This window comes from Pseudomonas sp. CVAP#3, assembly GCF_018986375.1.
GTDB lineage: Bacteria > Pseudomonadota > Gammaproteobacteria > Pseudomonadales > Pseudomonadaceae > Aquipseudomonas > Aquipseudomonas helvetica.
The window spans coordinates 525,149-538,318 of record NZ_JAHMSC010000001.1 but is presented as its reverse complement, the minus strand read 5'-3'; the positions used below and the strand labels follow the sequence as shown (position 1 = coordinate 538,318).

Annotated in this window: 10 protein-coding genes and 2 pseudogenes; 8 read left to right on the top strand and 4 right to left on the bottom strand. The window is 57.1% G+C overall.

Annotation, left to right across the window (positions count from 1 at the left end; all coding sequences use genetic code 11):
- Window positions 1-6 precede the first annotated feature (6 nt).
- Both KRR23_RS02470 and KRR23_RS02465 read right to left on the bottom strand, forming a co-directional pair.
- Window positions 7-264, bottom strand: coding sequence for a hypothetical protein (locus tag KRR23_RS02470; protein ID WP_216741198.1), 258 nt, complete (start codon window positions 262-264; stop codon window positions 7-9).
- Window positions 264-2,291 (bottom strand): S-type pyocin domain-containing protein, encoded by a 2,028-nt coding sequence (locus KRR23_RS02465; RefSeq protein ID WP_216741197.1) that lies wholly within the window; start codon window positions 2,289-2,291, stop codon window positions 264-266. The genes KRR23_RS02470 and KRR23_RS02465 overlap by 1 nt, the downstream gene beginning before the upstream one ends.
- A 368-nt stretch (window positions 2,292-2,659) precedes the next feature.
- Between KRR23_RS02465 and KRR23_RS28965 the strand changes: the two are divergent.
- The 4 genes and pseudogenes from KRR23_RS28965 to KRR23_RS02450 all read left to right on the top strand — a co-directional run.
- A pseudogene (locus KRR23_RS28965) lies at window positions 2,660-2,934 on the top strand (transposase); the annotation flags it as partial.
- A gap of 408 nt (window positions 2,935-3,342) precedes the next feature.
- A pseudogene (locus KRR23_RS28960) lies at window positions 3,343-3,513 on the top strand (response regulator transcription factor); the annotation flags it as partial.
- A 191-nt stretch (window positions 3,514-3,704) separates the two neighbouring features.
- A complete protein-coding gene (locus tag KRR23_RS02455; protein WP_216741195.1) occupies window positions 3,705-4,040 on the top strand; it encodes a hypothetical protein in 336 nt (111 codons plus the stop codon).
- A gap of 155 nt (window positions 4,041-4,195) precedes the next feature.
- A complete protein-coding gene (locus KRR23_RS02450) occupies window positions 4,196-6,670 on the top strand; it encodes a DUF6543 domain-containing protein (RefSeq protein ID WP_216741194.1) in 2,475 nt (824 codons plus the stop codon).
- Window positions 6,671-6,695: 25 nt separating this feature from the next.
- Here KRR23_RS02450 and KRR23_RS02445 read toward each other — a convergent pair whose 3' ends face one another.
- Window positions 6,696-7,499, bottom strand: coding sequence for an IclR family transcriptional regulator (locus tag KRR23_RS02445; protein ID WP_216741193.1), 804 nt, complete (start codon window positions 7,497-7,499; stop codon window positions 6,696-6,698).
- Between the two features lie 165 nt (window positions 7,500-7,664).
- On the opposite strand from KRR23_RS02445, the gene hmgA reads away from it, so the two are divergent.
- From hmgA to maiA, 3 genes are read left to right on the top strand one after another with little or no spacing between them, the layout of a single operon-like run.
- On the top strand, window positions 7,665-8,969 hold the full coding sequence (gene hmgA, locus KRR23_RS02440; protein ID WP_216741192.1) for a homogentisate 1,2-dioxygenase: 1,305 nt from the start codon (window positions 7,665-7,667) through the stop codon (window positions 8,967-8,969).
- 3 nt (window positions 8,970-8,972) lie between these two features.
- On the top strand, window positions 8,973-10,277 hold the full coding sequence (gene fahA, locus KRR23_RS02435; RefSeq protein ID WP_216741191.1) for a fumarylacetoacetase: 1,305 nt from the start codon (window positions 8,973-8,975) through the stop codon (window positions 10,275-10,277).
- A gap of 12 nt (window positions 10,278-10,289) precedes the next feature.
- Window positions 10,290-10,931, top strand: a complete 642-nt coding sequence (gene maiA, locus KRR23_RS02430; protein ID WP_216741190.1) for a maleylacetoacetate isomerase — start codon at window positions 10,290-10,292, stop codon at window positions 10,929-10,931.
- Window positions 10,932-11,102: 171 nt separating this feature from the next.
- Here the strand turns inward: maiA and KRR23_RS02425 are convergent, their stop codons facing one another.
- Window positions 11,103-11,906 (bottom strand): SirB1 family protein, encoded by an 804-nt coding sequence (locus tag KRR23_RS02425; RefSeq protein ID WP_216741189.1) that lies wholly within the window; start codon window positions 11,904-11,906, stop codon window positions 11,103-11,105.
- Between the two features lie 184 nt (window positions 11,907-12,090).
- On the opposite strand from KRR23_RS02425, the gene KRR23_RS02420 reads away from it, so the two are divergent.
- Entirely contained in the window at window positions 12,091-13,110 is a 1,020-nt protein-coding gene (locus KRR23_RS02420; RefSeq protein WP_216741188.1) for a Glu/Leu/Phe/Val dehydrogenase dimerization domain-containing protein, read from the top strand.
- Window positions 13,111-13,170: the final 60 nt, after the last annotated feature.

Sequence of the window (13,170 nt, the reverse complement as noted above, 5' to 3'; positions counted from 1 at the left end):
GTTTGGCTAGCCGTATCGATTTTCTGTTACGAAGCTGGGGGCTTTCCAATTAGGGCCTTTAGTCGCCAGCCCTTTTTCTCCCTTTGCCAATACCCCCATTTCGAAGAGTCGTGCATAGGCGCGTTGAAGTTCTCCATGTCGGGTAGCTTCAGGTTTGTATCTCCCTATAATCATGTCCAAATGGGGCGTTGCTTTTACCAGTGCGAAGACCGTAACGATATCTTCCAGAGATTCATTCTTCACAATTTGCTCAATTGTATTCATTACCACATCTCCTTCAGAAATCTTTGATAGTCGCGTTTATCTTGTTCTTCTGCGGCGGCTAGCGCATCCGGCGTATAGAGCAGCGTGGGATCATCTTTCAGTTTGAAGTCTTCCAAAGTGGCAGTATGAACATTGTTCCATACCGAGGAGTCTGCATCTGGCATCTCAGTGTCTCCATAGCCCAGAGCTCTAAATCTTTCGAGCTCCCTTATTTCATGAGTGTAGAAGCGTTTATCGGTGTCAGTTATTTCAAGCTCTCCTTTGAGAATTCTCTCCAGCCGATCGATCATCACTTTATTGGCATCAGACGGAAGAAACCGAGACGTATGCAAATTGACCATATTGACTCCTGCTTGGGAGGCGGTTGCAGACCGCCATTCCATTTCTAAAACTGGTCCACCTGTCTGTTCAGGATTGAAATCACGTCCGCTGTGTTCTCCCTCTACAATGGCTCCCTCATATGGACTGTTGAACACAACATAGAGCGGCGGAATGCCCGAATCAGCCGGAAATACAGTGATGAAGCCACCAAAGCTGTATTGATCCAGCTGTGGGAATGCATCAATTCGTCCTTCGACAGGAGTGACAGTCGTGCCTTCATAAACTGTCGGATCGACTTCAACCGCCGGAAGCTCGGTCGATTGTGGAGGCGACTGCACCACTGGCGTCCAGGTCGTGGTGACGGATTGGGGGCCTGTGCTGGTGGAAACGTAGACTTTCTTTTGTGGGTCAAACTGTGCGAGTCGGACCGGTACAGTGGAAGGCACCGATACGCCGTCTGTGGTGGCGACTACGATTTGCGTCTGGTTGCCAATCGTCCGTGAACCCAGGGTCACTCTCAGGTTGACCTCTCCCTGGACTGCTGCGAGTCCGTACAGGTCTTCGCTCAGGTCAGGTGCGAGTTCCGACAGCGGAACACTCACAGAATAGAGGTCGCCGTTACCCAGTCTTGATGGCACAAGCAGTGCGGCGAACCCCACGATAATTGGCGTTGCCGTGCTGATGAGTGCTCCGAATGCGGCGGACACTGCTGCGCGCAGCACGTTCCTGAGCGCTAATGATGTGGAGGGATTAGTACTGATGCTCCCGGTCGCAGCAGTAAAAACCGGGCCGATGGCCGCCATTGATCCGCTGTTGGCGAAAGTAGGGGGCTTCTGATGGGCATGTTCTTGTGCTTGTTTCTGCGCTTGCTGCCTTTCAAGGTGCAGTAACTCAGTTTGTCGTTGAACTTCAGCCTGAGCCTCGAGACGAGCCTGTTCGGCAGCGACGTGCCGCGCGGCTGCTTCCGCTGCAACCTGAGCCTGCTCGTTGGCCAATCGTTGCGCTTGTGCCAATGCTGCAATCCGCGCCTGTTCTCGAGCCTGGGCCTCTGCTTGCGCGTTGATGCGTGCCAATTCAGCCGCGACCCTCTGGGCTTGCTGTTCCGCCGCCATTCGGGCCTGATCATTTGCCTGCACAGCGCGGAGAAAGTTCTGCACATTCACGGATTGCTGGTTGAGTAACTGGATGGTTTGGAACAACAGGCGTGCGTCGTGGGCCGCCCTGTACGACGCGATCCAGGCCTGCATCGCAATATCGACTGACGTTCCCATGGTCGAGGCTCTTGGGTGGAACTCATGCACAGACCTGCCAATGGGGTCGACGCCATAAAAACTATTGGCGATCGCCGTTTTGCTATGAAACTCGGCGGTCTTTCGAAGCAACAGCGTGTGACGCACGCCCAACTCGCGAATGATCGCGTCGGCGGGTGGAAGCGGGGCGGTTGAGCCTTCCAGTCTTGTCGCGGCCAGTTCATGCTCAATGGTCTGCGGTAGTTGACTTATTCGGATTGCATACTCCTGCTCCGAAGTCTGGATGGTGGCCCGCAAGGTGGTAAAAGTTGTATCGATTATCGAATGGACGCCGTAGTGATCGCTGTAAAGAATGGTTGCAGAGCCGTTGCTGAAACCTCCACCTATGAGATCTATACCGGGTAGTGGCTGAGCACCAATGTAGAGTGTTGGAAGTTCCAAGGGAGGTTTTTGCATATTCATTTCCTTTTGAATGTGCGTTCATGGTTATTAAATATTTTGTTGTTCTGTTCTTTTGGGTGTTTGTGTCGAAGTGTTGCGTGGTTTTTTGTGGGTGGAGGGTTGTGAATGGAAGAGGTGACGCTATTTACGGTACATGAGAAGTAGCAGGAGCGAATCCGATAAGACCGTAAGGTGCTCCTCTGATAATTGCGTGAAATGTCGGATGCAAAGTAAGTGTTGTAAGAGTTTCTATTCTGTAAAAGGAAGTTTCTTACAGTGCTCTAGGCTCTGTACGAAATCAGCTGAAACTCATTTGAATCCCGTATGCGTCGGGATTCAGTAGCGTCCGCGTCCATCAAAGGCGGGAGCCCACGATGGCCAAACGGTATGAACTCCCCGACGCAGCCCGGGAATTGGTTGCAGACCTCTTCATCGAAGCCCGACGCAGTGGTCGCCCAAGGGCCGATGGCCGTCCCCGCCAACGCCGTCGATGGCTGCTGGCCGACAGCGCAACATTTTCGAGCGCATGTTCGGATGGCTGAAGGAGCACCGCTGCATCGTTACGCGCTTCGACAAGCTCGCGAAAAGTTTTGCGGCGAGGGTTTCATTGGCTTGTGCCATACGGCGTTTGCGACATTACTTTTCGTACAGAGCCTAGGGGCCGCTGGAAGAAACCATGATGGCGAGGCGGATGAGCACAACATGAAAACACCACCCATAAAAAAGGCCGCTGCAAACGCAGCGGCCAAGGTAAGACGTTGGATCAAGGAGCTACAAATCAACGTCAGTGAACACGGGTCGATGAGCTGAAACGGATTCAAATCATCTGGATTCTGTTGCTGATGAGGCGGGAAAGTCGCACCTCGGTACTTTGTGCTTTCGGCCCCATTGCCCTGAAAGCCAGGCAAGGATAAGTCCTTATCCCCAAAGGAAAAATAGCGATTCGGGACAATGACTGTTACAGCATCGGCAACAGTCGCTGCCATGGGCCGATGCACATGAGGTGCCGCCAGCGACGCTGGAGTTGATTCCGAGTCTGGACCAACCGGAGGTGGCGCCTTTTGTACAAAACCCGTTGAGTCAACGTGAAATAGAAGTGCTTAAGTTAGTCGCTCAAGGTAACGCGAACTAACGAATTGCCGACCTCTTGTTTATATCGTTACATACGATAAATGCCCAGGCGCGACGGATCAATGGAACGTTGGGCGTGGGGCGAGGAACTCCAGCGGTGGCCAGGGAAACAGTGCAGGGGTTCAGTATTTTAAGTGTGGGTGGAACACGATCTTGTTGTGGCTGTTTACGAATGCATACATGTTCCGGGGTGTACTTTGAAGGCTGGAATCTTTATAAGGTGTTCGTCGGCCCGGTTCATGTGAATTTATCTATTGCGCAGGGGGCGATCACTTATTTATTAAAAGGATTTCGGAGATGTTGAATATGGATTTGTTGAAAGAAATCAGTGCGATGCTGGATAAGGATTTTGAACAGTTAAAGTATGGCATCAAGGCCGATGAGACTTACTTGAACTCGACAGTGATCAATGACCTTGGGCAGCCGGTAGTCGATTACTCGCAAAGCCTGAGCTGGGCGATCATGGAGAAGGTCCAGGATGACGAGTTTCCAGCGTTCGGCGACGAGTATGCGGGTGTATTTACCCGGCAATGGACGTTTGATCCGCTTTATCGCGTGGATGAAAATATCTTCAATATTCAAAAGCTGAATTTGTTTGGTCGCGGTATCGTCGAGTATTACCGAGCGCAATAAGCCGCTTCTTATAAGCCTGTGCGGTGGCCGATGAATGGATTGAGTCGGTAGAATGCCCCGCGCGATCAGTGTGCGGGGTGTAAAGGATTTTATTGGCTCTAACTAATAATAATTTTGTACTTGGTAGTGTTATTGGATGCCAAAAGGAAGTGTGCATGAGTGTTAATGATTTAATGGTGGGTGCGAGTAATGAAGTTCAGGAGGTACTTCGACGCCCTTCGAAACGAGCAATGGCCGAACAACCTCACCTGATACCGGATTGGTTGCAGCGTGCCAGTGAAGAAGATCGCCAGTATTATGTCGATACGGAACAGTCCCTGGCAGCAAAAGAGCAAGCGCTTGATGCACTGCTGAAAGAAACCAGGTCCCTCAAGGCGTTTGCACATTTTTATGCCCAGGAGTTTGTCCGAATTCTCTGCGGCGAACTCATCGACCCGGAGCAGATTTTCGTCAACGCTCGTCATACGTTCTATGCGGGTCAGCAAAAGGTTGTTCAACGTAATCGCCTGACGCTTCCCGAGTTCATGCTCAATGGTTTGTATGATCCGGCCTCTGTTCCATTGGAGATCACCCTTGAAGGTGAGGCGCTGCCGTCAGGCTTGACCGAACAAGACCTTTTGGAGGTGATGGGCAGCCAGAGCATGCGCTCGTTGTATGCCGAGAAATTTGAAGAAAAATACACCAGCGAAGCGGTGCTGCATGCCCTGCAAGCCGTGCTGGACAGTCGCACGGACCTGAGTTCGTTCAGCGCGAAGTTGCAAGGGCATATCAGTGACGACAGCCTCAAGATCGTCGAACTGGCCAGTCAGAACACCGGAAATTATTCGGCGGGAGAGCTTTCGTTCGATGGCTGGAAAATCCCCTTTCAAGGGATGATTGTCTATTGCGGACCGGAAGGTGAGGACGGTGCTTGCGTGCTCTATGCGCCGGACGCTCCGGGGGGCAGAGTCTGGTTCGAGTTTGCAAGCTTCAAACAACTGAACTTCCATGTGTTCGACTGGACGAGGCTGCCAGAAGCACGCAGTTACCTGAGTCGGCAGTCTCACGCCAGTGAGCGAGAGCGCACCCATTCGTACATGCGGCATTTACAGGCAGAGCTACCGGTTCAATGGGGTATCAAGCGCAACGCCTGGCCATCGGTGGGGCATGGTGCGTTACGCCACGCTGTCTTGCTCAATGTCGGTTGGCTGCGGGGCGAGGTGGAGGCGGTCATTCCCGCCGGTTATCGTTCGGCCACACCCTACCATCGACAGTATTTTGCCCGGTTGAATACCGAGCTTAAAGCGTTGACCCGGCTGGCCAGCCACGAGGCGGCGCTGATCAGTTACGAGAAGTTTACGTACAACCTCATCAAACAAAGGGTTGAAGATGTTCTGGCTGAACACGGTAAAACAGTCGTCGTGAACCCCGATCTGATAAAGGTGGTGCTGGACGAGTCGCAAGAAATGACCTTGTCTCAGCTCATCATCAAGGAACAACACATCACGGAAGATAGCGGGCCGATACATAATCCGGGAATCTACCCGAAACTGCGTTTGTTGGCCGGCCATCCCCCCATCTCCGACACGTTGATGGCCGACGTGCTGATGAAATACATAGTGGGCTGGTCGAAGACGTTGCGTCCTGGCGAAAAATATATCGACATGCTGTCCACCGACTACCTGGACCCCAATGCCCTTGGTTACGCGCTCAAACGTGATGTTTATGTCAACCTGCAACTGCATGAAATGCAGCGCGCCGCGTTGGCGGAACTGTTCAGCGGTGTGCTTTCGCGGGAACACTATGAACGTATCGAACAAGCTATTGATCGGTTGCGAGTACCGGAGTCCACCGATCCAATAGAAAATGATGACCCTGAATCTCCCCAACGCAACGGTGTGTACCAGTTTTATCTGCAAAACCGCAGGGTCCAGGGCGTTTATGTTTTCCGCTTGATGAACGATGGCGTGGCCACGGATCTGTTGTATACCCCGAATGCACCTGACGGCCGATGGTTTCGACCACGGGCCGAGTTCGCCAGGTCGGTGAAAGTGGGGGGGGTGGGCAGTTATTACTGCAAGCGAGTCAAATACACCGACCAGCGAGTGATCAGCGCATACATCGAAGAGATGACGCAACGTAGTACCGACGACGAGCCGCCGGCACTACACGTCAATAGTCGTGTTTTCGACTTTTCGCATTGTTACAGCGAGATGATCAGTCAGATCATTGACGGTGTCGATGCACAAACCACGAGTCTCATCGAGATTGTTGCCAAAGTATCCTACGAAGCTGCAGTAGCGGCGGTTGCCGTCGTAGGCTGTGTGTTCCCGCCGATCGGTTTTGGATTGAGCGCCGTCGTGATGGCAAAAGGGGTGTTTGAGGGGGGAATGGCTTACCACGAAGGTGACTATAAGAAAGTCTTCTCCAGCTACCTCGATTGCATGCTGGAACTGGCCACGATGCGTATCGGCAAGTTGGGTTTCTCGCAGGTGCAGAAGGCGATTGCCAAGCGCTTGGGCGATGCGAATACCTGTTTGAGCGTTGTCTCTGCGTGCAGTGGAAAAACCGTGGATCTGGCGGTGATGAGCGCATTGATGAAGGAGGCGCTCGAAGAGCCCGATTCCAGCGAGCAGACGCTACTGGAGTAAACGCTGGCGTTCAGCGCCGAACAATTTAACCGGCGACGCTGGGCTCATAGCCCATTCGCCAACTCACGGCCCGGGTCGCCGCCAGCAATCGCTGCGCCGCCGGGCCGTTTTCGTCGGCGTGGAACAACGACGTCGGGCCGACGATGGTCAGCACTGCCGCCACCTGGCCGACGGCATTGAACACTGGAGCTGAGAGCGCATCGACTCCCGGCATCAGCAAACCATGCACATGATGCAGGCCGCGTTCGCGGATCTGTTCACACAAGGTCGCGTAGACCTGGTCATCGGCCAGCGGGTGGGCAGCCGTTGCCTGCACTTCCAGTTCGCGTAATTCGACAGTTTCGCGGTTCGGCAAATAAGCACTGAACACCAGTCCGGTGGACGAACTCAGCAGCGGCAGCACCGAACCCAGTTGCGTCACCACCGTCACTGCACGCACCGCCGGTTCGATATGCACCACGGTTGCGCCCTGGTTGCCCCATACCGCGAGGAAGCAGGTTTCGTTCAGGTCGTCGCGTAACTCGGCCAGTGGCAGGGCGGAGACTTTCAGCACGTCCATACTGTTTAAAGCGGCCAGGCCGACGCGCAAGGCTTCGCGGCCGAGACCGTAATGGTTGGTGGCGTTGTTTTGTTCGGCAAAGCCACTGGCGATCAACGCCTGTAAATAGCGGTGAACCTTACTCGCTGGCATTTGCACGTGTTCGGCCAGACGCGACAACGAGGTCGATGGCGACAACTCGGCCAAGGCCTTGAGGATGTCGGTGCCGACCTCGGCCGAGCGGACTTTCTGTTTACCGCTGTCGGCGGTGCTGCTACGCGGCTTTTCCATGGAGGCGGTGTGATCCCGGGACGAATGGGCGTCTTTATAGCTTGACGGTCAATACCAATCAAATTACGTTATGCGTAATCGAATTACGATAAAAATAACCTGGGCGTGCCGAGACTTCTGAAAGGGAGCCACAGGCCACGGCCTACTCCCTGTTCAGGAGGCTCCATGAACCTCGATTCAACGGCGCCAGCGCTGGTTTACCAGTCAGGTTTCGGCAACGAATTCAGCAGCGAAGCGTTGCCCGGCGCACTGCCCGTCGGCCAGAACTCCCCGCAAAAAGCCCCTTACGGTCTCTACACCGAACTGTTCTCCGGTACTGCGTTCACCATGGCGCGCAGTGAAGCGCGACGCACCTGGATGTACCGTATTCAGCCGTCGGCCGATCACCCCGCTTTCGTTAAGCTTGATCATCAGTTGGCTGGCGGACCGCTGGGCGACGTGACGCCCAACCGCTTGCGCTGGAACCCGTTGGACATCCCTGCCGAACCGACCGATTTCATCGACGGTCTGGTGCGCATGGCGGCCAACTCGGGGTCGGAAAAACCGGCCGGGATCAGCCTCTATCACTACCGCGCCAACCGCTCCATGGAGCGGGTGTTCTTCAACGCCGATGGCGAGTGGTTGCTGGTGCCGGAGCAGGGGCGGTTGCGCATCGCCACCGAACTCGGCGTGCTGGAACTGGAACCGCTGGAAATCGCCGTGCTGCCGCGCGGTTTGAAGTTCCGCATCGAATTGCTCGACCCGCAAGCCCGTGGCTACCTGGCCGAGAACCATGGCGCGCCGCTGCGCCTGCCGGACCTCGGGCCGATTGGCAGTAACGGTCTGGCCAATCCACGGGACTTCCTGACTCCGGTCGCGCACTACGAAGACCTCAAGCAACCGACCACCCTGGTACAGAAATTCCTCGGTGAGTTGTGGGGCTGCGAGCTCGACCATTCGCCGCTGAACGTGGTCGCCTGGCACGGTAATAATGTGCCGTACAAATATGACCTGCGCCGCTTCAACACTATTGGCACGGTCAGCTTCGATCATCCGGACCCGTCGATCTTCACCGTGCTGACGTCGCCGACCAGCGTCCACGGTCTGGCCAACCTCGATTTCGTGATCTTCCCGCCGCGCTGGATGGTGGCCGAAAACACCTTCCGTCCACCGTGGTTCCACCGCAATCTGATGAACGAATTCATGGGCCTGATCCAGGGTACCTACGACGCCAAGGCCGAAGGCTTCCTGCCGGGTGGCGCGTCGTTGCACAGCTGCATGAGCGCTCACGGGCCGGACGGTGAAACCTGCACCAAGGCGATCAATGCCGAACTGGCGCCGAGCAAAATCGACAACACCATGGCCTTCATGTTCGAGACCAGCCAGGTGTTGCGCCCAAGCCGCTTTGCCCTCGACTGCCCGCAACTGCAAAACAACTACGATGCATGCTGGGCCTCGCTGCCCGCCACATTCAATCCGAACCGGAGATAACCCATGACTCAGACCACCCCCACTCGTAGCTGGGTTGCCTCCGCCAACGGTCACTCTGACTTCCCGCTGCAGAACCTGCCGCTGGGCGTGTTCAGCACCAAAGGTTCGGCGCCGCGCAGCGGTGTGGCGATCGGCGAGCATATTTTCGACCTGGAAGCGGCGCTCGACGCCGGTCTGTTTGACGGTGCGGCGCGTGCAGCCGTCGAAGCCACTCGTGGCGGTCAGCTGAACGCGTTCTTCGACCTCGGAAGTGGTGCTCGCGTGGCCCTGCGTGAGCGTCTGCTGGAACTGCTCAAAGAAGGCAGCACCCTGCGCGGCAAGATCGAAGCCCAAGGCGCAAAACTGCTGCCATTGGCCGCCGATTGCCAGATGCACCTGCCTGCCAAGATCAATGACTACACCGACTTCTACGTTGGCATCGAGCACGCGCAAAACGTCGGCAAACTGTTCCGCCCCGACAACCCGCTGCTGCCGAACTATAAGTACGTGCCGATCGGCTATCACGGCCGTGCATCGACCATTCGCCCGTCCGGCACCGACGTGCGTCGTCCGAAAGGCCAGACCTTGCCAGCCGGTCAGACCGAACCAACGTTTGGCCCGTGTGCGCGGCTGGACTATGAACTGGAACTCGGCATCTGGATCGGTCAAGGCAATGAGATGGGCGACTCGATTGCCATCGGCGACGCCGCCGAGCACATCGCCGGTTTCTGCCTGCTGAATGACTGGTCGGCGCGCGACATCCAGGCCTGGGAATACCAGCCACTGGGGCCGTTCCTGTCGAAAAGCTTCATCACCAGCATCTCGCCATGGGTCGTCACCGCTGAAGCGCTGGAGCCGTTCCGCCGTGCCCAATCGGCGCGTTCCGAGGGCGATCCGCAACCGCTGCCGTACCTGTTCGACAAACGCGATCAGGCCGCGGGTGCCTTCGATATCGAACTGGAAGTGCTGCTGCTCACCGAAGCCATGCGCGAACAAAACCTGCCAGCCCATCGCCTGACGCTGAGCAACACTCAATACATGTACTGGACCGTGGCGCAAATGGTCGCGCACCACAGCGTCAACGGTTGCCAGTTGCAGGCCGGTGACCTGTTCGGTTCGGGCACCTTGTCGGGGCCGGAAAACGGTCAGTTCGGCAGCCTGCTGGAAATCACCGAAGGCGGTAAAAAGCCGATCGAGCTGGCTTCGGGCGAGGTGCGCAAGTTCCTTGAAGACGGCGACGAAATCATCCTGCGCGCACGCTGCAGCCGTGACGGTTTCGCCTCCATTGGTTTCGGCGAATGCCGCGGCAAAATCCTGCCGGCGCGCTAAGAGGTTCAGGCCATGGAACTCTTTACCTACTACCGTTCGACATCGTCCTTTCGGGTGCGCATTGCCCTGGCACTCAAAGGGCTGGAGTACCAGGCGCTGCCGATCAACTTGATCGCGCCGCAAGGTGGCGAACACCAGCAACCGGCGTATTTACACATCAACCCGCAAGGCCGGGTGCCAGCCTTGCGCACCGATGAAGGCGAGTTGCTGATCCAGTCCCCGGCGATCATCGAGTACCTGGAGGAGCGTTATCCACAGGTGCCGCTGTTGTCCAAAGACCTGGCCAGGCGCGCGCATGAGCGTGGGGTGGCGGCGTTGATCGGTTGTGACATTCATCCGCTGCACAACGTCAGCGTGCTCAATCAACTGCGCCAACTCGGTCACGATGAGCCGCAGGTGGTGCACTGGATCGGCCACTGGATCACTCAGGGGCTGGCGGCGGTCGAGCACTTGATTGGCGACGAGGGTTACTGTTTCGGCAGCGCGCCTGGGTTGGCGGATGTCTACTTGATCCCGCAGCTGTACGCGGCCGAGCGGTTCAACATTTCCCTTGAGGCGTATCCACGGATTCGCCGGGTCGCGGCGCTGGCAGCGCAGCATCCGGCCTTCATCAAGGCCCACCCGGCGAATCAGCCCGATACCCCCGTAACTTGAACGGGCACTGATTGCTCTTGTGGCGAGGGAGCTTGCTCCCGCTGGAGTGCGAAGCGCTCCAAAAACAGGCAGTAACACTGTTTCTGAAGGATCTCATTCGCCGGTTTTGGGGCTGCTGCGCAGCCCAGCGGGAGCAAGCTCCCTCGCCACAGGAATGCAGTGGTTAAAGGGTTAATGCACGATGGCGTTAGGCGGCAAATGCCCCAGCCGTTCGGTCAGGCGGATGCGCTGGATCGGGTCGTCGGTGAGCAACAAGGCATGCTCCAGGTCGAAACGCTCGGCGTTGGGGCATTCCAGCCGTTGATAGAGGCTGGCGCGGGCCAGGTAGTCGCTGACGCAAGCGTTGCCGAGTTCCAGCACCCGCTCGGCATCGATCAGCGCGTCGATATTGTCGTCGTTGGTTAAATGCAACTGGCGCAAATTGCGCGACAGTCGCTGGAGCATCTGGACCGGTTCGCTGGTAAGCAGATGCTCGGCGTTGAGCTGCATGTTCGGACCGTACTGGCGCTGCAGCAACTCGCGGCAGTCGTTGGGGTACAAGCGCCGACCGCCACACGGGTCGAGCAAATGATCGGCACCCGGCACCCGCAACAGAAAGTGCCCGGGAAAATTCACCCCGACCATTGGGATCTCCAGCCGTCGGGCCAACTCCAGCGCGATCAAACCGAGGGCCAGCGGTTGTCCGCGCCGGCGTTCCAGCACCTTGTTGAGCAGCGCCGCCTGCGGGCGCAGCGGGATGGATTCGTCCTGTCGATAACCCATGTCATTGAGTCGCCGCAACAACGGTTGGGCCAATTCGCTGACCGGCAACATGGGTAAACCGGCACTGACCCGTTGTTGCAGATACTTGAATTGCTCCAGCAGTACCTCGGGCTTCACCTGTGGATCGTGTTCGGCAGCGATCCACAGCGCCGCTTCGAAGAGCGCCGGTGGCGAGCGTTGCAGACAAGCGAAAAAAGCGTGGCGCGGGTTCATCAAAATCTCCGACGGATGCCTCGTTTTAGCCCCGTCTCAGGCATTCGTCCAGTGCTCTACACATGCCGTTGCAGGTTATGTCTTAAAGGCTGTAAAACCTCTTCTGCTTATTCCGGTGCGCTTCAGCAATTTTCAGCCGCAGGCCTATACTGGCGACTACAAGAAGTGATTCGGGAGCCCTACGATGTTCGCTCTCATGCAAAGCACTCGCCTTGAATCGCTGCACCTGAGCGTTGACCCGGTCACCGGGTTGAAGGCGGTGATTGCCATTCATTGCAGCCGTTTGGGCCCCGCCCTCGGTGGCTGCCGTTACCTTGCCTACCCCGACGATGAAAGCGCCGTGATGGATGCTGCGCGCCTGGCGCAAGGCATGAGTTACAAGGCCGCGCTGGCCGGGCTGGCGCAGGGTGGCGGGGTGGCGGTGATCATTCGCCCGCCCCATGTCGAAAGCCGCGCAGCCTTGTTCGAGGCCTTCGGCCGCGTTGTCGAACAGCTCGACGGTCGCTACATCACGGCCATCGACAGCGGTACTTCGGTCGCCGACATGGATTGCATTGCCCAGACAACCCAGCATGTCACCAGCACCACCGCCGCCGGCGATCCGGCGCCGCATGCCGCCATGGGGGTGTTCGCCGGTATTCGCGCCACGGCCATGGCCCGCTTGGGCAGTGACAACCTCGAAGGCCTGCGGGTGGCGGTCCAGGGGTTGGGCAATGTCGGTTTTGCCCTCGCCGAGCAACTGCATGCCGCCGGGGCCGAATTGCTGGTCAGCGACATTGACGCCGGCAAGGTACAACTGGCCATCGAGCAGTTGGGCGCCCGTCCGATTGCCAACGAATCGCTGCTCAGCACTCCGTGCGACATCCTCGCGCCTTGCGGGCTGGGCGGCGTGCTCAACAGCCACAGCGTTGCGCAATTGCGCTGCGCCGCAGTGGCCGGTTCGGCCAACAATCAGCTGACCAACCTGCTGGTAGCCGACCAGTTGGAGAACCGCGGCATTCTGTATGCGCCGGACTACGTGATCAATTCCGGCGGGTTGATTTATGTATCGCTCAAACACCGTGGCGAGGCGTTGTCGAACATCACCGCGCACCTCTCGAAAATCAGCTCGCGGCTGACTGAAGTCTTCGCCCATGCCCAGGCTGAAAAGCGCTCGCCGGCCCGGGTGGCGGATGAGCTGGCAGAGAAAGTGCTGTACCGATGACGGAGTGAGGGCCTTACCCGGTCGACTTGCTCCCCGAGCCTGGCGCCACAAGCGTCAGGC